This is a genomic window from Staphylococcus sp. GDB20D11A (genome assembly GCF_016893255.1).
Taxonomy (GTDB): domain Bacteria; phylum Bacillota; class Bacilli; order Staphylococcales; family Staphylococcaceae; genus Staphylococcus; species Staphylococcus aureus.
Genome location: NZ_JAFEPJ010000037.1, coordinates 14,759 through 36,166 on the forward strand (window position 1 = coordinate 14,759; position 21,408 = coordinate 36,166).

Below are 21,408 nucleotides of genomic sequence, written 5' to 3' on the forward strand. Positions count from 1 at the left end.
CACTTTGCGGTGAGGGATGCTCTTTTAGTTTATTTTTTTATTGATTACTCGCCATAAGTTCTGCTTGTTCTACGACCTGCTCTACAGCCATTTTTTGTAAATCTGGCGGATAGCCATATTTCTTAAGCAATCGTCTAACAGCTACACGCATTTTAGCTTTGGCACTATCACGTTTAGACCAATCCACACTCATGTTATCCTTAACGGTTTTAGTTAATTCATGTGCAATAGCCCTTAATTCTTTATCCCCCATTGCTTCTTTTGCAGTTTCATGAGAGGCTAATGCATCATAAAAAGCAATTTCCTCCGTGCTTAGACCTAAGTCTTTTCCTCTTTGTTTTTCTTGATTTATTTCTTTCGCCATTTGAATCAATTCTTCTATGACTTTTGAAGCTTCAATAGAACGGTTATTGTATTTTTGTATTGATTTACTTAGCATCTCAGAAAATCTTTTAGATACTGTAGCGTTTGTTTTCATTAATGACTTAACTTGTCCTTTAAGTAATTTGTTTAACAACTCAACTGCAACATTTTTTTGCTGTAGTCCTTCTACATCTTTTAAGAAATCATCTGACAATATTGAGATATCTGGGTTTTCAATTCCGAGTGTTTGATAAATATCTACAACTTCTTCAGTTACAACTGACTTTGAAATCAATTGATTGATTTCTGCTTCTATTTCAGCAGATGTCTTTTTACGCTCACTTGCATCAGTAGGTGGAGCTAATAATTTAACAAGTCCAGATTTTACTGCTTTTAAAAACGCAATTTCGCTATTAAGTTCTTGTGCTGCTTCCTCTGTTGCACATAATGCAAATGCCTTAGAAAGCTCTGTCACAGTTTTTATAAATCGCTCTCTTTCTTTCTCACCTAAACCAATGATATAATCCATCGTATTTGAAATAGCATTATAGCGATTTAATTGATCTTCTGACTCAAAATCAGAATAGTCGTGATTATACAGCATATCTTGAATGATATCGTATTTCATTAGCATAACTTCAAGTGCTTTATCGGTATCTATGCCCGTTTGTTCTCTATCAGAATCAGTGTATTCTTTTAATGCTTCCTTCAGGCTTTCAGCGATACCTACATAGTCAACAATTAATCCGCCTGGTTTATCTTTAAATACTCTATTAACACGTGCAATAGCTTGCATTAAGTTGTGACCTTTCATCGGTTTATCTATGTACATTGTATGCATTGAAGGTACATCAAATCCTGTTAACCACATGTCTCGCACAATTACGAGTTGTAATTCATCATTAACGTCTTTCATACGATTCTCTAAAAGGTTTCTTCGCTTTTTCGGACCTATATGTTTTTGGAAGTTTTGCGGATCGCTAGATGAACCTGTCATAACGACTTTGATAACACCTTTGTCATCATCATCTGAATGCCATTCGGGTTTAAGTCTTACAATTTCATCATATAAATCAACGGCAATACGACGACTCATTGTGACAATCATACCCTTACCCTTCATTGCCTTCTGTCTTGTTTCAAAGTGATTAATGATATCAGTCGCTAAAGCATGTATACGTTGCTCTGCACCAGATAGTGCTTCTATACGTGACCATTTAGATTTCAATCGAGATTTAGTATCTTCTTCTTGGCCAGAAGTAATGACATCATATGCTTCATCAATATCTAAATCGCTTGGTAAATTTAATGGGATAATACGACTTTCATAATAAATTTTAACCGTACTTCCATCTTCAACAGCCTGAGTCATATCATATACATCAATATAATTACCAAATACCATTTGTGTATTTTTATCTGTTGAAGATACAGGTGTTCCAGTAAAGCCAACAAATGAAGCGTTAGGTAAAGCATCTCTTAAATATTTTGCATAACCATATTTAATACCTTCACCTTTTTCATCGTAAGTTGCTTTGAAACCATATTGTGTGCGGTGTGCTTCGTCTGCCATAACAACTACATTTTTACGTTCTGTTAAAGCATCCATTGTCGCTTGTCCTTCTTCAGGTTCGAATTTCTGCATAGTTGTAAATACGATACCACCTGATTCTACTGATAATAGTTCTTTTAATTCTTTTCGTGATTCAGCTTGTTTAGGTGTCTGTCTTAATAATCCTTTACCTGAGCGTCCTTTGGACTTTACAAAAGTACCATACAATTGATTGTCTAAGTCATTACGGTCTGTTACAACCACTAATGTTGGATTATTTAATTTTTGAATTAACTTTCCTGAGAAGAAGACCATTGTCAAACTCTTACCAGAACCTTGTGTGTGCCAAATAACGCCACCCTTGCCATCTCCATGTTCAGATGTTGCTTCCATAGCACGATCAACAGCTTTATTCACTGCATAGTATTGGTGGTATGCAGCTAATATTTTAACTATATGTCCTTTACCGTCATCTTGGAACAAAACAAAATGACGTATTAAATCTAATAGTACTTCTTTATTTAACATACCGTGAATTAATATATCTAAACTACGAAATATTGATAAATCTTCAGTTTTTCCATCTTTGGTACGCCAACTCATAAAACGGTCATAATCAGCAGTTAAAGAACCTGCTTTTGTATTAACACCATCACTCGTTACTAATACTGCATTATGATTAAATAATTGTGGAATTCTCATTTTATAAGTTTCTAACTGATGGTATCCGTCTTCAATACCAACAGATTCATTTGTAGAATTTTTCAGTTCAATGACCACTACCGGTAATCCATTTATGAATAACACAATATCAGGTCGCTTTTTATAGTCTCCATTCACCACAGTTAATTGATTAACCGCTAAGAAATCATTATTTCCCGGGTTATCAAAGTCGAATACATATACCAAATCATTAATCGTCTCACCGTCATCATTATAATGTTCAACCTCAATACCATTTGTAATCATTTCATGGAAAGAACGGTTATTCTCTAATAAACTAGGAGACTTCTCAATAGAAATTTCACGTATAGCCTGTTCAATAGCACTATTATTTAGTTCAGGATTAATACGTCTTAAAGCTGCTTCTAAACGATCATCAAGCACAACATCTTTGTCGCTCTCCCGTTCATTCATAATTCCATTTTCACTACTATCTCGACCATTTTTGACAGAATAGCCAAGGCCCTCAAACCACTTCAATGCCACCTGTTCTAAATCATCTTCACTAAATTGAAAGCTCATCTTCATTCACCTCGATGTCATCAGGTATCTCAATTTCACCTGACATTAATTTTGGTAGTAATGTGTCACGGATTTGGGTTAAATTTTGGTTTTGTTCTCTAATTATTTTAATTTTTTCAATATATGGTTCAATTTTTTCACTTAATAAATATGAAACTTCTTCATTATATGCAAACCTGTATTGGACTGCTATATCTGGCTTAACTCTTTGCCTACTATTAGTTGAACCAGTAGTATTTGAAACCAAATATTCATTAAATTTGTCAGAAATACATATGTTATAAATAAAAGCATTTCTATAACTATTATCGCTTTTAAGAACTACAAATTCTGATGAAGCAACGTTTAGAAAATTTTCGTTATATGAAGTTACCCATATTCTTCTAGTTGTGGGGTTCATCTTAGAAAACAAAATACAATTCTCATCTATTATCCACTTGTTACTTTTAATATCAGTTACATTATCAATGGTAGGATACTGTCCACTATCAAATGCTGGTAAACTGAAATGTTTCACCTCTGATTCATTACTTTTTTTAGGGTTAAATGTATCTTTTTTGTGATGTACTATGTCTTTTAAATATACACATTCCCATCCTTTTGGTATCTTCCCTAATTCACTATCAACCATCTCTCCGCCGCTTGATTTGTATGGATTTCCATTTTCATCAGGAAACTCAAAATCAACAAACCATCGTTTGAATAATGTTTTTGAAAGTTCTTCAAGATTTGCTATGATATTTTGGTTTATTTCAATTTTTCTATTTATTAATTTAATAAAAGAAGATAATTTTTTCTGATGTTTAATATTAGGTAGACAAATTTTTAATCTTTTTAAATCATTAATAGTTATCTGAGACTGTGCTGAACCACTATCTAGATATTTTAACTTCATAGAATGTAATAGCAACTGAAGATATTTCTTGTCTACAAGATTTTCGTTAGTATCTAATATAATACTTAAATTTGTAATGTATGATTTAGGCGGAGATAATTTTACGTCGCCGGTGCCACCTACACCTCTAGCTACTACTATAATCATTTCATCATCATACATATATTCTTCATAGAAACCGGTGATTTTATAACCTGAATAAATTGGATAGCCTTTATCGACTATTTTATCTTTTTTCGGCATCTTACCATACTTCATCGATGCTATTTCTTGCAATTCACACTTGTTATACTCCATAGCCTAAACCCTCCAATGATTTACGGATTTGGTCCTCGAGTTCTTTTGATTTAGCAAATTGTTCACTTAAATCTGCTGTGATTCTTTCCATTTTCTGTTCAAATGGTTCGGAATCTTCTTCTACTTCTGCTAAGCCTACATAACGTCCTGGTGTTAAGATATATTCGTTATCTTTTATTTCTTCTGTCTTTGCTACTTTACAGAAACCTGCTTTGTCTTCATATTGATTTTCGTTTGTTCCACGCCATGAATGATAGACATTTGCTATATCTTTTATTTCTTCATCTGAGAACTCTTTTAATGTTCTTGATACCATACTTCCGATATTTCTAGCATCTATAAATAGTACTTCTCCACGTCGTTCATTCTTACCGTTTTTATCTTTATTTTTTGTCACGAACCACAAACATACTGGAATTTGAGTTGAATAGAATAGTTGCCCTGGTAATGTGACAATACATTCAACTAAGTCTTGTTCAATTAAGGTTTTACGTATTTCTAATTCATCTTTACCACTTGTAGACATTGAACCATTCGCTAAAACAAATCCTGCTGTACCACTTGGGGCAAGTTTAGAAATCATATGTTCAATCCATGCATAGTTGGCATTACCTTTTGGAGGAATACCAAATTTCCAGCGGTAATCATCTAATAATTTTTCTTGTCCCCAATCACTTGCATTGAATGGCGGATTAGCCAATATAAAATCAGCTTTCAAGTCTTTATGTAAATCATTATGAAATGTGTCTGCATGATGATCCCCTAAATCACTATCTATGCCTCGAATAGCCAAATTCATTTTTGCTAATTTCCAAGTAGTTGGATTAGATTCTTGACCATAAACAGCAATATCACCTATACGACCTTGATGGCGTTCAATAAAATGCTCACTTTGTACAAACATACCACCCGAACCACAACAAGGGTCATAAATTCTACCTTGATAAGGTTCAATCATTTCAACAAGTAATTTAACGATTGAAGCTGGCGTATAGAATTCCCCAGCATTCTTACCCTCAGCACTTGCGAATTTTGCGATAAAGTATTCATACACACGACCCAAGATATCTTGCTTTTTACTTTCAGAGTCTCCGACTTTGAAAGTAAATAAGTCAATAATATCGCCTAATTTTTCTTTATCTAATGCAGGTCTTGCGTAATCTTTAGGTAACACGCCTTTTAATGATTCATTTTCTTTTTCAATTGCTATCATTGCTTTATCAATAATTTGACCAATTTCTGGTTTTTTAGAATTATCGTTAATATATTGCCAACGTGCTTCTTTAGGAACCCAGAAAATATTCTCTGCTAAGTATTCGTCTTTATCTTCTTCATCAGCGTATTCATCATTCAATAATTCTTCATACTTTTCCTCAAAAGAATCAGAAACATATTTCAAAAATATAATGCCTAATGCTACATTTTTATATTCTGCTGCATCCATGCTTCCCCGTAATTTATCTGCCGCTTGCCATAACTTTTCTTCAAATCCAATTGTCGCCATTTATATTCCACCTCTATATTATCCTTTACACAAATATAGCAAATATTTAGATATTATGTGGGGTTTTTTGGAGATTTCTATACAAAAAATATTGTTTAATATATTATGTAGGTATAATTAAATAGCTAAATATAAGAGTGTAGATTATTATATAGGTAATTGTACAAAAAAACTGAGTGTTTATGGTTTAAATAACTATATTAATGTAGAAGGGGTTAAAGTAACTAGCTACTTATAGTTTATTTTTTATTGATTACTTGCCATAAGCTCTGCTTGTTCTACAGCCATATTTTTTAAGCAATCGTCTAACAGCTACGCGCATTTTAGCTTTTGCGCTATCACGTTTAGACCAATCAACACCCATGTTTTCTTTCACTGTTTTAGTAAGCTCATGAGCAATAGCACGTAGTTCTTTATCTTCCATCGCTTTTTTCGCTGTTTCATGTGAAACTAAAGCATCGTAAAATGCAATCTCATCTGAATTCAGACCTAATTCATTTCCTCGTTGTTGTTCTTGTTTGATATCTTTAGCGAGTTGAATAAGTTCTTCAATCACTTTAGATGTTTCAATGGAACGGCTATTATATTTATTAATCGAGTTTCCTAACATTTCAGAGAAACGCTTAGATAATGTCGCGTTCGTTTTCATTTTCAATCGCAATCATGGCTTTATCAATAATTTGTCCAAATTCTGTTTTTTTCGCATTGTCATTAATATATTGCCATCTTGCTTCTTTTGGCACCCAGAAAATGTTTTCTGCTAAATATTCATCTTTATCCTCTTCGTCAGCATAAAGATCTTGCTTCAATTCTTCATGCTTTTCTTCAAAAGAATCTGATACATATTTTAAAAAGTTTAAACCTAATGCTACATTTTTATACTCAGCAGTATCCATGCTTTCTCTTAATTTATCGGCAGCTTGCCATAATTTTTCTTCAAAACCTATTGTTGTCATTAATAATACCTCTTTAGATTACTATTAGTTTAAATATATCAAAAAATAAATACTTATTGTGTATGGCTTTTTTATTATTTTAATATAGAAGTATATTTTTACTTTCCTGAACAGTAGTCACTAATTTTATCCCTTATTTCAAATTAAAAAGGAAGAAAAGTTAAATTTATATTAAGTTTTATATATGATTAATTATTAACGTATCAAATGTAGTATACTTTTAATATAAGGGAAATCATTATAATATTTGTCAAAAAAAGTGACATTCTATATAGTAGTGTATCGTTAGTTGTCACATTTTTTGACAGCTAAAATAATAATTGACCCCTAATGGTTATGCTATTTAGTGAAGCATCGGATCGATAACTACCCCGAAGAACAGGGGACGAGAACTAAGTGTCATCGTCAATCCCCACATCGCTATCTAAAAGAATAGTGCTCTTATGCTAGATTTACGGACAGATTTTCTTCTGCCCTGTAAACTAATTGCATATGATCAACTCTTATCTCTTATATATTTAATACAAATGTTAGCAAATTTTAGCTAGATAAGTCACTAAAGTATCGCTTGAGTCTGGTTAGGGCATGAGTTTAACCAAAATCAATTTGATCTAACATAGTCTCTCGACTTGCTTGATCCAAGCCAAGATAAGTGAGCGTCATGGCCTCACTTGAGTGGTTCAATAAATGCATGACTAAGCCAATGTTGTAGTTTGATTGTGTATAAACACGATAAGCACCTGTTTTACGCATGGTATGTGTACCTAGATAGTTGATGCCTAATAGATCACCAACGCGTGCCATAATCTTGTAAAACTGCTTCTCAGTAATGTGACGGTCTGAATGGGCCGTTGAGGGAAATAACCAATCCGAATTAATGTTTTCTTGTACCAGCCAATCATGATATTGCAGCAAGTCTTGCTGAACAGGCTTTAAATATAACGTGTTTGCTTTACCGGTTTTTTTATCATGAATAAAGGCTGTATTTTTGACAGAGCCGTCTGGATTATAGACATCTGATTTTCTTAATGTCATGACATCACTCACACGTAGTAGCGTGGCCTTACCAACTTGAAAAATGGTGTAATTTCGGCGACCAGCACGGAAACTATCGAGAAGTGTATCTTGTACCATCTTTAAAACGTTAGAGTCTTTGATGGGTAGGACAATTTGTTGCGCCATGATTCATATATACCTTTCTGAAATTAAATAATTAAATTGTTTATTTATTGATGAACAGGACCGTATTTCTAAACTTCTTTTATGGTTTATTATATCACTTAACAAAAAAACAACCCCTGCTATATACTAGTTAGATAACAGGGGTTGTTTTAATAGTCTTTTCGAGGGGCGATTATATAAAAATGGGCCCTTAAAAATATATAGCTTACTTGATCTTCCCATTTTCCTGGAAGATCTTTTTTGTTCGAAAATAATCCGACAAAAATTTGTTTTCTTGTTTTTCTGTGCTAAAATTAAGCCGTCTACTCGAACGTGTGTTCGAATATTGAGCAAATAATTTTTAAGGAGGTTGAATCAGAAACTGCTTATGCTCTTATGCTAGATTTACGGACAGATTTTTCTCTGCCCTGTAAACTAATAGCAGAGGAGCATTTTTTATATGATTCGATATTCACCAGAATTTAAGCAATCTCTTGTCGAGATGCACAACCAAGGGCGTTCTTACACTGAACTAGCCGCTGAGTACGGGCCTTCGGCCGATTCAATCCGTAACTGGGTCAAATTGTACACAGTCCACGAAGTGGACGGCGAGAAATGGACGCAAGCTGATGTAAACGCATTACAAAAGGAAAACGCCAAACTTCGCGAAGAACTTGAGATTTTAAAACGAGCCGCGGTGTTGCTTTCGAAGTACAATTAACGCAAAATCGCGAGTTAGGACTGGAAATCATTGACCGGTCACTCGCAATGGGACACCGCATAACAAGCGTTTTATCGGCTTTGAACATTGCTCGAAGCACGTATTATCAATGGAAAAACTGGCAACCTAGCCAACGAGAAACACGGCGTACTGCTCTGAAAACGGCAATTAAAGCCGTTTATAACACCAATCGTGGCATCTATGGCTACCGTCGTATCGCAGCGTTCTTGCGCTTCATTTTGAAGACTGATGTTGGTGATCGTTTGGTTTGGGAACTCATGAATGAGCTCAATCTCAAATCTCGCATGGTCAAGAAGTCATACAAGAAGCCAACAACAACCACTGACACACCTCAAAAGCCCAACCTCATGAAGAAGTTGGATGATTTGAGTGGCGTTCTGGCAACTGACATTACGTACATCCAGTTGATGAATCGTGAGTGGGTTTATCTGGCAACCGTCTATGACCCAGAAAAGCGTCGCGTAGTCTCATACGGACTAAGTCCAGAGATGACCAAGGAATTCGCAACATCCGTCGTAGTGCCCCCATGTTTTTTCGCTCCAAAAATTCCCATGTTTTTTCGCCCCCTGCTCCCACTAAATTTCCAAATAATAAAACCGTGGGCTATTCGCCCACACCCAACAAGCGCAAAGCGCTTGACCTTGCCTCTGAAAAGCAACTTGATAACTGCATTCGTTTCTTTCCGTCGTCTTAGCAAAAGCTAAACAACTCAAAAAAAGAGATCAAGGGTAAATACACTCACTACGTTCGCCCTTGACCTCTTTTATTTCGCTGTTTTTAACGCATTTGCCGACGAAAAGATAAAACACATAAAAATATACGCAGATATATTTAAAACGTCTTAAAACGCAAATATGAGCTTCTAAGAGTGATTTAAATTCCAAAACTTATATCAAAAAAATTAAGTTCGTGTAACAGCAAGCACAGTCAAGGTATATCCCTTTGACAAAAAATAGCACATTCTCTATCGAAAATTTTTGCTTATTTTTTAAATTATTTTGGGAAATTTTCCCAATCCCTTTTTCTAACTCAAAAAATATAATCACTCAAAATTTAAAAGGGCGCACTTATACACCACTTTTCAAGTCGTATTATTTTCTTCGAAAAGCGTGCGCAAAAAACCCCCTTCGTCATTTTTGACAGGGGGCTTTTTGATGTAAAAATTTCTATCGAAATTTAAAAATTCGCTTCACTCATGTTATAAAGACTTAAAATAAAATAACTCTTAAAATCTTTAGGTAGTTGTTGCTTCAGTGTTTCTTCATTCGGTGTATCTTCCAAGTAAAGTATAACACATTATACTTTATATTCATAAAGTGTGTGCTCTGCGAGGCTGTCGGCAGTGCCGACCAAAACCATAAAACCTTTAAGACCTTTCTTTTTTTTACGAGAAAAAAGAAACAAAAAAACCTGCCCTCTGCCACCTCAGCAAAGGGGGGTTTTGCTCTCGTGCTCGTTTAAAAATCAGCAAGGGACAGGTAGTATTTTTTGAGAAGATCACTCAAAAAATCTCCACCTTTAAACCCTTGCCAATTTTTATTTTGTCCGTTTTGTCTAGCTTACCGAAAGCCAGACTCAGCAAGAATAAAATTTTTATTGTCTTTCGGTTTTCTAGTGTAACGGACAAAACCACTCAAAATAAAAAAGATACAAGAGAGGTCTCTCGTATCTTTTATTCAGCAATCGCGCCCTTTAATGGAACAAAAAGATTTGAATTCCTGTTATAAAAAAAGGATCAATTTTGAACTCTCTCCCAAAGTTGATCCCTTAACGATTTAGAAATCCCTTTGAGAATGTTTATATACATTCAAGGTAACCAGCCAACTAATGACAATGATTCCTGAAAAAAGTAATAACAAATTACTATACAGATAAGTTGACTGATCAACTTCCATAGGTAACAACCTTTGATCAAGTAAGGGTATGGATAATAAACCACCTACAATTGCAATACCTGTTCCCTCTGATAAAAAGCTGGTAAAGTTAAGCAAACTCATTCCAGCACCAGCTTCCTGCTGTTTCAAGCTACTTGAAACAATTGTTGATATAACTGTTTTGGTGAACGAAAGCCCACCTAAAACAAATACGATTATAATTGTCATGAACCATGATGTTGTTTCTAAAAGAAAGGAAGCAGTTAAAAAGCTAACAGAAAGAAATGTAACTCCGATGTTTAACACGTATAAAGGACCTCTTCTATCAACAAGTATCCCACCAATGTAGCCGAAAATAATGACACTCATTGTTCCAGGGAAAATAATTACACTTCCGATTTCGGCAGTACTTAGCTGGTGAACATCTTTCATCATATAAGGAACCATAGAGACAAACCCTGCTACTGTTCCAAATATAATTCCCCCACAAAGAACTCCAATCATAAAAGGTATATTTTTCCCTAATCCGGGATCAACAAAAGGATCTGTTACTTTCCTGATATGTTTTACAAATATCAGGAATGACAGCACGCTAACGATAAGAAAAGAAATGCTATATGATGTTGTAAACAACATAAAAAATACAATGCCTACAGACATTAGTATAATTCCTTTGATATCAAAATGACCTTTTATCCTTACTTCTTTCTTTAATAATTTCATAAGAAACGGAACAGTGATAATTGTTATCATAGGAATGAGTAGAAGATAGGACCAATGAATATAATGGGCTATCATTCCACCAATCGCTGGACCGACTCCTTCTCCCATGGCTACTATCGATCCAATAAGACCAAATGCTTTACCCCTATTTTCCTTTGGAATATAGCGCGCAACTACAACCATTACGAGTGCTGGAAATGCAGCTGCACCAGCCCCTTGAATAAAACGAGCCATAATAAGTAAGGAAAAGAAAGAATGGCCAACAAACCCAATTAACGACCCGAAACAATTTATTATAATTCCAAATAGGAGTAACCTTTTGATGCCTAATTGATCAGATAGCTTTCCATATACAGCTGTTCCAATGGAAAAGGTTAACATAAAGGCTGTGTTCACCCAGTTTGTACTCGCAGGTGGTTTATTAAAATCATTTGCAATATCAGGTAATGAGACGTTCAAAACCATTTCATTTAATACGCTAAAAAAAGATAAAATGCAAAGCCAAATTAAAATTTGGTTGTGTCGTAAATTCGATTGTGAATAGGATGTATTCACATTTCAACCTCCAATAATGAGGGCAGACGTAGTTTATAGGGTTAATGATACGCTTCCCTCTTTTAATTGAACCCTGTTACATTAATTACACTTCATAATTAATTCCTCCTAAACTTGATTAAAACATTTTACCACATATAAACTAAGTTTTAAATTCAGTATTTCATCACTTATACAACAATATGGCCCGTTTGTTGAACTACTCTTTAATAAAATAATTTTTCCGTTCCCAATTCCACATTGCAATAATAGAAAATCCATCTTCATCGGCTTTTTCGTCATCATCTGTATGAATCAAATCGCCTTCTTCTGTGTCATCAAGGTTTAATTTTTTATGTATTTCTTTTAACAAACCACCATAGGAGATTAACCTTTTACGGTGTAAACCTTCCTCCAAATCAGACAAACGTTTCAAATTCTTTTCTTCATCATCGGTCATAAAATCCGTATCCTTTACAGGATATTTTGCAGTTTCGTCAATTGCCGATTGTATATCCGATTTATATTTATTTTTCGGTCGAATCATTTGAACTTTTACATTTGGATCATAGTCTAATTTCATTGCCTTTTTCCAAAATTGAATCCATTGTTTTTGATTCACGTAGTTTTCTGTATTCTTAAAATAAGTTGGTTCCACACATACCAATACATGCATGTGCTGATTATAAGAATTATCTTTATTATTTATTGTCACTTCCGTTGCACGCATAAAACCAACAAGATTTTTATTAATTTTTTTATATTGCATCATTCGGCGAAATCCTTGAGCCATATCTGACAAACTCTTATTTAATTCTTCGCCATCATAAACATTTTTAACTGTTAATGTGAGAAACAACCAACGAACTGTTGGCTTTTGTTTAATAACTTCAGCAACAACCTTTTGTGACTGAATGCCATGTTTCATTGCTCTCCTCCAGTTGCACATTGGACAAAGCCTGGATTTACAAAACCACACTTGATACAACTTTCTTTCGCCTGTTTCACGATTTTGGGTAGCGTCAAGAATCTTGTGTAAATGAAATGCCTTCGTACATATAATATGTAACTAACTCAAATAAATGATGCTTCCAAGGTGTCCTGGAGTCCTTTAAAGCCTCGGTGGATCCGCTTCAGAGACTTCTCGTTATAAGCATTAAACTGAGAAACCAGGAATCGATCCAGTGAATCTTCCGTTGGAAATTGTTCTTTGCGGTGGGTGGTGCGCTTGAGATGCTTGTTAAAGTTCTCAATCAAGTTAGTGGAGTAGAGTGATTGCCGAATGGCTGGTGGAAAGTCCATGAAAGTGAGCAGATTCGGCATTTTAAGCAGATCTTTGATTAACTTGGGATAGGTACGATGCCAGTTGTTGGCGAACTCATTCAGTTTCAGTTCGGCTGCTTCACGATTGGCAGCCCAATGAACTTGTTTAAAGTCATTGATCACGGCCTTACGGTCTTTCACCCGAACTTTGTTTATCAAATTACGCCCAACATGAACCAGGCAACGTTGTCGTTTAGCTTTGGGAAAATGCCGATTTAAACCTTCATCCAAACCAACTAACCCATCGGCCACAAACAACAGCACATCTTTGACACCTTGCTTAATCAGGGTTCCCAGTAATTCAGTCCAGATCCCAGTTGATTCCGTCGGCGCCACTTGGTAGTTCAGCACTTCTTTCGTACCATCTGGACGAATGCCAATCGCAATATGAACCGCTTCTTTTTGAACGGTATCCCGCTTTAACGGCAAGTAAGTGGCATCTAAGAAGATAGCCGCATATTGTGAAGCCAGTCGACGTTGCTGGAAAGCTTGAACCTGTTCATTGACGGCTTTAGTCATGTTGGAAACCGTGGCTTTGGAGTAGTGAGCACCGTACATATTCTCAATGAGTTCGGCAATTTCAGCAGTGGTAATTCCCTTGGTATACAACTGAATAACCGTTGTTTCTAAATTATCACTGTGCCGACCGTAGGCTGGCAAGGTATGATTTTCAAACCGGCCATTGCGATCTCGAGGAATGGTTAAGTTAAGTTGGCCGTACTTCGTATCAAACGAGCGCTCATAACTGCCGTTGCGGTTATTACCAGTGTTAATCCCAGCGTATGAGTAGCGTTCGTAACCCAAAAACTCTGCCAATTCAGTTTGAAGCAGCTGGTTGATGGCGATTTCAAGGTGGTGACGAAAAACTTCGTCCAAATCTTGTTTTTGGGCTAGTGCAGCGATAATTTCTGTGGTAAGTTCATTCATGGGGAATGCCTCCTGTGATGTTTTCTGTGGTTACTAAATATCATAAGGGAAGGCATTCCCTATTTCTATACAATTTAGAAATCTTTTGTGCGTTTACACAAGATATTTTACGCTCTCCAATCCCAAGAAGCCATTGATAAACGAAATGAGAAATTGACCCATTATTTGACGGAAGAATTGCAGGTATTAAATGAAGAAATGATTCGTAAGGATATTCCTACTAGTTCTAGTGTGAACGATATACAGGTGTGGCAGGTTTCTCAAGTGAATGAGAACACCTTTGAGGTACTGTTTTCTGTTGAACAAGTTATTACCGAAGACAAAGACAAGGAAACTATATCGTCTAGCTTTCATGTGGTTGTCCATATAGATGAATCAGATAATATGGTTATTATCAAAAATCCGACAATGAGTAAGAAACCTCAAAAATCGGACTACCAACCCAAACAGCTAGAAAGTGACCATACAGTAGATACAGAAACGATGGACGAAATCATTAGCTTTTTAGAAACGTTCTTCCAGCTCTATCCTACCGCCACAGAAAAAGAATTGACTTACTATGTAAGTAATCATGAATGTCGCTGTGAAATATTTAGATCAAGAAACAAAGGCAACCCAAATCTCGCAATTTGAGTTGATATTAGAAAAACAAGATAATTGGAAGATTGTAAAATAACAAATATTGGTACATGATTACAGATACTTTGTAATCATGTACTCTTTTTGATAAAAAATTGGAGATTCCTTTACAAATATGCTCTTACGTGCTATTATTTAAGTGACTATTTAAAAGGAGTTAATAAATATGCGGCAAGGTATTCTTAAATAAACTGTCAATTTGATAGCGGGAACAAATAATTAGATGTCCTTTTTTAGGAGGGCTTAGTTTTTTGTACCCAGTTTAAGAATACCTTTATCATGTGATTCTAAAGTATCCAGAGAATATCTGTATGCTTTGTATACCTATGGTTATGCATAAAAATCCCAGTGATAAAAGTATTTATCACTGGGATTTTTATGCCCTTTTGGGTTTTTGAATGGAGGAAAATCACATGAAAATTATTAATATTGGAGTTTTAGCTCATGTTGATGCAGGAAAAACTACCTTAACAGAAAGCTTATTATATAACAGTGGAGCGATTACAGAATTAGGAAGCGTGGACAAAGGTACAACGAGGACGGATAATACGCTTTTAGAACGTCAGAGAGGAATTACAATTCAGACAGGAATAACCTCTTTTCAGTGGGAAAATACGAAGGTGAACATCATAGACACGCCAGGACATATGGATTTCTTAGCAGAAGTATATCGTTCATTATCAGTTTTAGATGGGGCAATTCTACTGATTTCTGCAAAAGATGGCGTACAAGCACAAACTCGTATATTATTTCATGCACTTAGGAAAATGGGGATTCCCACAATCTTTTTTATCAATAAGATTGACCAAAATGGAATTGATTTATCAACGGTTTATCAGGATATTAAAGAGAAACTTTCTGCCGAAATTGTAATCAAACAGAAGGTAGAACTGTATCCTAATATGTGTGTGACGAACTTTACCGAATCTGAACAATGGGATACGGTAATAGAGGGAAACGATGACCTTTTAGAGAAATATATGTCCGGTAAATCATTAGAAGCATTGGAACTCGAACAAGAGGAAAGCATAAGATTTCATAATTGTTCCCTGTTCCCTGTTTATCACGGAAGTGCAAAAAACAATATAGGGATTGATAACCTTATAGAAGTGATTACGAATAAATTTTATTCATCAACACATCGAGGTCCGTCTGAACTTTGCGGAAATGTTTTCAAAATTGAATATACAAAAAAAAGACAACGTCTTGTATATATACGCCTTTATAGTGGAGTACTACATTTACGAGATTCGGTTAGAGTATCAGAAAAAGAAAAAATAAAAGTTACAGAAATGTATACTTCAATAAATGGTGAATTATGTAAGATTGATAGAGCTTATTCTGGAGAAATTGTTATTTTGCAAAATGAGTTTTTGAAGTTAAATAGTGTTCTTGGAGATACAAAACTATTGCCACAGAGAAAAAAGATTGAAAATCCGCACCCTCTACTACAAACAACTGTTGAACCGAGTAAACCTGAACAGAGAGAAATGTTGCTTGATGCCCTTTTGGAAATCTCAGATAGTGATCCGCTTCTACGATATTACGTGGATTCTACGACACATGAAATTATACTTTCTTTCTTAGGGAAAGTACAAATGGAAGTGATTAGTGCACTGTTGCAAGAAAAGTATCATGTGGAGATAGAACTAAAAGAGCCTACAGTCATTTATATGGAGAGACCGTTAAAAAATGCAGAATATACCATTCACATCGAAGTGCCGCCAAATCCTTTCTGGGCTTCCATTGGTTTATCTGTATCACCGCTTCCGTTGGGAAGTGGAATGCAGTATGAGAGCTCGGTTTCTCTTGGATACTTAAATCAATCATTTCAAAATGCAGTTATGGAAGGGATACGCTATGGTTGCGAACAAGGATTATATGGTTGGAATGTGACGGATTGTAAAATCAGTTTTAAGTATGGCTTATACTATAGCCCTGTTAGTACCCCAGCAGATTTTCGGATGCTTGCTCCTATTGTATTGGAACAAGTCTTAAAAAAAGCTGGAACAGAATTGTTAGAGCCATATCTTAGTTTTAAAATTTATGCGCCACAGGAATATCTTTCACGAGCATACAACGATGCTCCTAAATATTGTGCGAACATCGTAGACACTCAATTGAAAAATAATGAGGTCATTCTTAGTGGAGAAATCCCTGCTCGGTGTATTCAAGAATATCGTAGTGATTTAACTTTCTTTACAAATGGACGTAGTGTTTGTTTAACAGAGTTAAAAGGGTACCATGTTACTACCGGTGAACCTGTTTGCCAGCCCCGTCGTCCAAATAGTCGGATAGATAAAGTACGATATATGTTCAATAAAATAACTTAGTGTATTTTATGTTGTTATATAAATATGGTTTCTTGTTAAATAAGATGAAATATTTTTTAATAAAGATTTGAATTAATCCGAACGCTGTTCGGACAAAAAAGATCAGCTTCCTTTAAAATGGTGTTTACCACAAACCCATCTTTTAGGAGCTGATCTTTTGTCTAGTATAACCTATTCCGAACGAATTAAAATCGAAACCTTTTGTGAACTAGGGCTGTCCAATATCCAAATGGGCGTTCGGATTAATTTTAAAATCTACCATAAGTCTACCGATTTTTTAATATTATTTTATTCATCAATTTCCGGCGCCGACCCAAGCTCTGCCTGAATCATCCAGATTTTCTTCTCAATTGCGGTTTTGAGACCAATGAAAATATCTTGGGTACTGAAGTCTTTTTCAACATCGGATACTTCAATGCCGTGTTGGTAAAGGTCTTCCAAGTAACGATAGCCATCAACTAAGTGTGCGAGGCGTTCTGGGGTTGTTTTGTCCCATTCACCAGGCCAGTCTTGAATCTTAGTGTTTTCGGCCATTTCTTTTAAGGTGGAGTAAGGACTGCCATCAAGCGCAATCAGCCGTTCAGAAATGACATCGAGTTGGCTGTCAATTTCTTCCATGAACTCATCCATCAAGGGGTGCAACTTCAAAAAGTTGGGTCCACGCATGTACCAATGCGTCTGATGGATAATCATTGACATCTGGCTCAAATCGGCAACGAGTTGATTTAATACTGCTTTGGTTTTCGTATATTTCATTAGATTGGTCTCCTTTCGATATGGTTATTATAACTTAGTGGTAGCTTAATCTGAAACGTTATACACTGGCAAATTAAGTTATTTATAGCCCGTAGAATTAAGTCGTTTTGAAAAGATGGAGACGTTATATGGAAGATTGTAAAATTAATCTACAATTGAATTTTATTTACCTTATGAAGATGTTCAAAACGCGTTAAAGGATCGATAACTACCCCGAAGAACAGGGGACGAGAACCTATACTCTTTAACGATAGCCTTTCCATAAAAGCTGATCGACAACTACCCCGAAGAACAGGGGACGAGGATGACATCTTAATAATCTCAATTAGCTTGGTTAAAAAGAAATCGATAACCTCCCGTAGAATTGAGAGCAAGTATTAAAAATATATTTGGTTTGATAAAATATTCTGCAAAAAAGAGGAACAAAAAATCAAGATTTAATCTGTAATTCGTTGTTTTTGCAATTAATCAACATTCAATTTTTAAATAAGCAGAAACAAAAATAACTTTCATACAAATAATTTCTTTGAGATTAAGTTGGAATTAGAAAACTAATACTAAATACAAATAACAGTGAATGGAATGTATATTATTGAGGAATTTGATGCAGTGTAGTGCAATTTCGAGAGCTACTACTTAAGAAAATAAACAATAAGAATTAAATCTGAATCAAGATATAAAAACAAATATTTCTACCATTACTACATAAGTAAATACTTTATTATTTAGTATACGGATGAAGGCGAAGTAACAGCTAGCAATGCTCCAGATATAGGCATCAGTATTATGAAAGAACAAGATTACCATCTAGAAAATGTAACTTTTTTAAAACTGGAGATAAGGTAGATCATTCTGTGAGTTTTTATGTTAATAAGTCTGAACATGGGGATGTAGTATAAATACGGTTTAGTAGAAACTGGCACCAGAGCTGTGAGATTGACTATCAAGAACTAACTGAAGTAGGTTATTATCCATCAACAAAAACCCAAGATTTAACACTATCTATCTAATAATAGCGCGAATAATGAGGATTAAAAGTAAACAACTGACAATAGCGAATCAAAACAAAGTAAGAAATTACAAAATTTAAATATTATTCAAAGCGAATAATGAAACTCAAACACAAGTTACGAATAATACATTGCGAGAAACAGATGAACAGCCTAATTCCGATTCAGTCTAATAATAGCTTTTGTATTATTAGCTGCTCGATCATTATCAACTATTTTAAAAAACTTCAAAATTTAAATAAAGTTAATATTAAATAATAAAAATCCTCTAAGGTATTTGTTGAAAAAATAATTAACTTTGAAAGTTTTTTAGCAAAATCACTGATAAGGGGAAGCATATCATAAATGATGCGGTTTTTTCAGCCGCTTCATAAAGGGATTTTGAATGTATCAGAACATATGAGGTTTATGTGAATTGCTGTTATGTTTTTAAGAAGCTTATCATAAGTAATGAGGTTCATGATTTTTGACATAGTTAGCCTCCGCAGTCTTTCATTTCAAGTAAATAATAGCGAAATATTCTTTATACTGAATACTTATAGTGAAGCAAAGTTCTAGCTTTGAGAAAATTCTTTCTGCAACTAAATATAGTAAATTACGGTAAAATATAAATAAGTACATATTGAAGAAAATGAGACATAATATATTTTATAATAGGAGGGAATTTCAAATGATAGACAACTTTATGCAGGTCCTTAAATTAATTAAAGAGAAACGTACCAATAATGTAGTTAAAAAATCTGATTGGGATAAAGGTGATCTATATAAAACTTTAGTCCATGATAAGTTACCCAAGCAGTTAAAAGTGCATATAAAAGAAGATAAATATTCAGTTGTAGGGAAGGTTGCTACTGGGAACTATAGTAAAGTTCCTTGGATTTCAATATATGATGAGAATATAACAAAAGAAACAAAGGATGGATATTATTTGGTATATCTTTTTCATCCGGAAGGAGAAGGCATATACTTATCTTTGAATCAAGGATGGTCAAAGATAAGTGATATGTTTCCGCGGGATAAAAATGCTGCAAAACAAAGAGCATTAACTTTATCTTCCGAACTCAATAAATATATTACATCAAATGAATTTAATACTGGAAGATTTTATTACGCAGAAAATAAAGATTCATCTTATGATTTAAAAAATGATTATCCATCAGGATATTCTCATGGATCAATAAGATTCAAATATTATGATTTGAATGAAGGATTCACAGAAGAAGATATGCTAGAGGATTTAAAGAAATTTTTAGAACTATTTAATGAATTAGCTTCAAAAGTTACAAAAACATCCTATGATAGCTTGGTCAATAGCATAGACGAAATACAGGAAGACAGCGAAATTGAAGAAATTAGAACAGCACAAAAAGATAAGACACTCAAGGAAGTGGAAGCACCTAAAGGAATAATTCCAAAATATAAAAAAGGTGTATCAAAGACTACTAAAAATGATTCAGAAATTGAAAAATCAAATAAAGAGAATAAATTAACCGGTAAAGTTGGAGAAAAATTAGCGCTAAATTACTTTAATGAGCTAATTGATAATAAAATAGACGAAGATAAGAAAGAACAGTTTAGGAATATTTTAAATGATAATCCAGGCTCTCAACACGGTCATGGCTATGATTTAGTAGCTTTTGATCCAACAAATACAGATAAAGCTGTAGAAAAATTTATTGAAATTAAAACATCTACATCTTCTAGTATTGAGGAACCATTTTTTATGTCGCTAAATGAAATGTTTGCTATGAAAGAATATAAGCAGAAATATTTAATATTAAGAATATTTAATGTTTCTGGTAAAGAACCACAATTTTATTTTATAGATCCATATGCAAATTATTCTGAATTTAAAGATGTAGATGATCTCATTGACAAAGTATTTAATGTAGAAGCTATTCAGTATAAAGTTTTTGGCGAAAAATGATTACTTGAACAAGAGCTAAAATAAAATTGTGATCTAATAAAAATAGAAACTGTAATTTAAATAAAACTTTCTAAATAAGCTAACTGATAAAAAATCAGTTTGTCCACAGTCTGAAACAAGATTCCTATATTCTTTAGGAATCTTGTTTTTTCTATTTTTATGGTGATAAAGAGCAGATAAGATAATGTGTAATAATCACAAAAAAGTTAAATATTTTAAGGCTTGTTTAATTATTAATGATTTTATATATAAAGAGCAGTATAATAAAGTTGTTAATATATTATGAATAATATTCAAGTAATTTTATTGTTTTTTAATTTGTCGATATTTAAGTTGAGTTAAATTTAAAGGGTGTAATTTGTTTTACAATGATGAAGATAATTAGTCTATCAAAATAAAGGGGTTGGGACTGTTATGAGTGATAATTTGTCATTATTCATTGACTATATCAATGATAATATAATCTATGGTAGTGAAATCAAACGGGAGAAATTAGAGAATTTATTTAATCAATTTGCTATAAAAAATGTTGAAAAGAACATTGTCTATGATGAACTGAAATCTTTAGATATTACAATCATTGAGTCACAGGATTCATATAAAAATAAATTGAAGAGATTATTTTCGGTTCTGTTGCAAAGTAAAAA

General features: G+C 34.1%; 14 protein-coding genes and 5 pseudogenes. 8 read left to right on the top strand and 11 right to left on the bottom strand.

Annotated elements, in window-relative coordinates:
• Positions 1–37: 37 nt before the first annotated feature.
• From JV528_RS13895 to JV528_RS13920, 6 genes and pseudogenes are all read right to left on the bottom strand, one after another.
• A complete protein-coding gene (locus JV528_RS13895; RefSeq protein ID WP_204170862.1) occupies positions 38–3,160 on the bottom strand; it encodes a type I restriction endonuclease subunit R in 3,123 nt (1,040 codons plus the stop codon).
• Positions 3,144–4,352 carry a restriction endonuclease subunit S gene (locus tag JV528_RS13900; RefSeq protein ID WP_204254856.1) on the bottom strand — a complete coding sequence of 403 codons (1,209 nt, stop codon included), beginning with the start codon at positions 4,350–4,352 and terminating at the stop codon, positions 3,144–3,146. The genes JV528_RS13895 and JV528_RS13900 overlap by 17 nt, the downstream gene beginning before the upstream one ends.
• Positions 4,342–5,856, bottom strand: coding sequence for a class I SAM-dependent DNA methyltransferase (locus JV528_RS13905; RefSeq protein WP_204170860.1), 1,515 nt, complete (start codon positions 5,854–5,856; stop codon positions 4,342–4,344). The genes JV528_RS13900 and JV528_RS13905 overlap by 11 nt, the downstream gene beginning before the upstream one ends.
• Positions 5,857–6,102: 246 nt before the next feature.
• Positions 6,103–6,505 (bottom strand): annotated as a pseudogene (locus JV528_RS13910) (type I restriction enzyme endonuclease domain-containing protein); the annotation flags it as partial.
• Positions 6,495–6,812: pseudogene (locus JV528_RS13915) on the bottom strand (type I restriction-modification system subunit M N-terminal domain-containing protein); the annotation flags it as partial. The pseudogenes JV528_RS13910 and JV528_RS13915, both read right to left, overlap by 11 nt.
• Before the next feature lie 591 nt (positions 6,813–7,403).
• The gene (locus JV528_RS13920) at positions 7,404–7,994 is read right to left on the bottom strand and encodes a site-specific integrase (RefSeq protein ID WP_204168885.1); all 591 of its coding nucleotides are present in this window, start codon (positions 7,992–7,994) and stop codon (positions 7,404–7,406) included.
• 439 nt (positions 7,995–8,433) lie between these two features.
• Here JV528_RS13920 and JV528_RS13925 point away from each other — a divergent pair, with 439 nt between their 5' ends.
• Positions 8,434–8,694, top strand: coding sequence for a transposase (locus tag JV528_RS13925; protein ID WP_003610944.1), 261 nt, complete (start codon positions 8,434–8,436; stop codon positions 8,692–8,694).
• A gap of 80 nt (positions 8,695–8,774) precedes the next feature.
• Positions 8,775–9,419 (top strand): IS3 family transposase, encoded by a 645-nt coding sequence (locus tag JV528_RS13930; RefSeq protein ID WP_169061808.1) that lies wholly within the window; start codon positions 8,775–8,777, stop codon positions 9,417–9,419.
• A 1,071-nt stretch (positions 9,420–10,490) separates the two neighbouring features.
• Here JV528_RS13930 and tet(L) read toward each other — a convergent pair.
• The 4 genes and pseudogenes from tet(L) to JV528_RS13950 form a co-directional block, all read right to left on the bottom strand.
• A complete protein-coding gene (gene tet(L) / locus JV528_RS13935; protein WP_002294500.1) occupies positions 10,491–11,867 on the bottom strand; it encodes a tetracycline efflux MFS transporter Tet(L) in 1,377 nt (458 codons plus the stop codon).
• Between the two features lie 33 nt (positions 11,868–11,900).
• Positions 11,901–11,963: pseudogene (locus tag JV528_RS14935) on the bottom strand (tetracycline resistance efflux system leader peptide).
• Positions 11,964–12,066: 103 nt separating this feature from the next.
• Positions 12,067–12,909, bottom strand: coding sequence for a protein rep (locus tag JV528_RS13945; RefSeq protein ID WP_311201975.1), 843 nt, complete (start codon positions 12,907–12,909; stop codon positions 12,067–12,069).
• A gap of 11 nt (positions 12,910–12,920) precedes the next feature.
• Positions 12,921–14,096 (bottom strand): IS256-like element IS1310 family transposase, encoded by a 1,176-nt coding sequence (locus tag JV528_RS13950; RefSeq protein ID WP_002328814.1) that lies wholly within the window; start codon positions 14,094–14,096, stop codon positions 12,921–12,923.
• A gap of 111 nt (positions 14,097–14,207) precedes the next feature.
• Here JV528_RS13950 and JV528_RS13955 point away from each other — a divergent pair.
• The 4 genes and pseudogenes from JV528_RS13955 to JV528_RS13970 form a co-directional block, all read left to right on the top strand.
• Positions 14,208–14,772: pseudogene (locus JV528_RS13955) on the top strand (conjugal transfer protein); the annotation flags it as partial.
• 274 nt (positions 14,773–15,046) lie between these two features.
• Positions 15,047–15,133: a tetracycline resistance determinant leader peptide gene (locus JV528_RS13960; protein ID WP_011058339.1), complete on the top strand. Its 87-nt coding sequence runs from the start codon at positions 15,047–15,049 to the stop codon at positions 15,131–15,133.
• A 15-nt stretch (positions 15,134–15,148) separates the two neighbouring features.
• Complete coding sequence (gene tet(M) / locus JV528_RS13965; RefSeq protein WP_070544140.1) at positions 15,149–17,068, top strand: tetracycline resistance ribosomal protection protein Tet(M); 1,920 nt, start codon at positions 15,149–15,151, stop codon at positions 17,066–17,068.
• A gap of 157 nt (positions 17,069–17,225) precedes the next feature.
• A pseudogene (locus JV528_RS13970) lies at positions 17,226–17,315 on the top strand (IS30 family transposase); the annotation flags it as partial.
• A gap of 41 nt (positions 17,316–17,356) precedes the next feature.
• On the opposite strand, the gene JV528_RS13975 reads toward JV528_RS13970, so the two are convergent.
• Positions 17,357–17,824 carry a Dps family protein gene (locus tag JV528_RS13975; RefSeq protein ID WP_003587210.1) on the bottom strand — a complete coding sequence of 156 codons (468 nt, stop codon included), beginning with the start codon at positions 17,822–17,824 and terminating at the stop codon, positions 17,357–17,359.
• Positions 17,825–19,504: 1,680 nt separating this feature from the next.
• Between JV528_RS13975 and JV528_RS13980 the strand changes: the two genes are divergently transcribed.
• Together JV528_RS13980 and JV528_RS13985 are read left to right on the top strand one after the other, a co-directional pair.
• A complete protein-coding gene (locus JV528_RS13980; RefSeq protein ID WP_000566670.1) occupies positions 19,505–20,761 on the top strand; it encodes an MrcB family domain-containing protein in 1,257 nt (418 codons plus the stop codon).
• A gap of 414 nt (positions 20,762–21,175) precedes the next feature.
• Positions 21,176–21,408: hypothetical protein (locus JV528_RS13985; RefSeq protein ID WP_033860009.1), on the top strand; the 233-nt coding region annotated here is incomplete at its 3' end.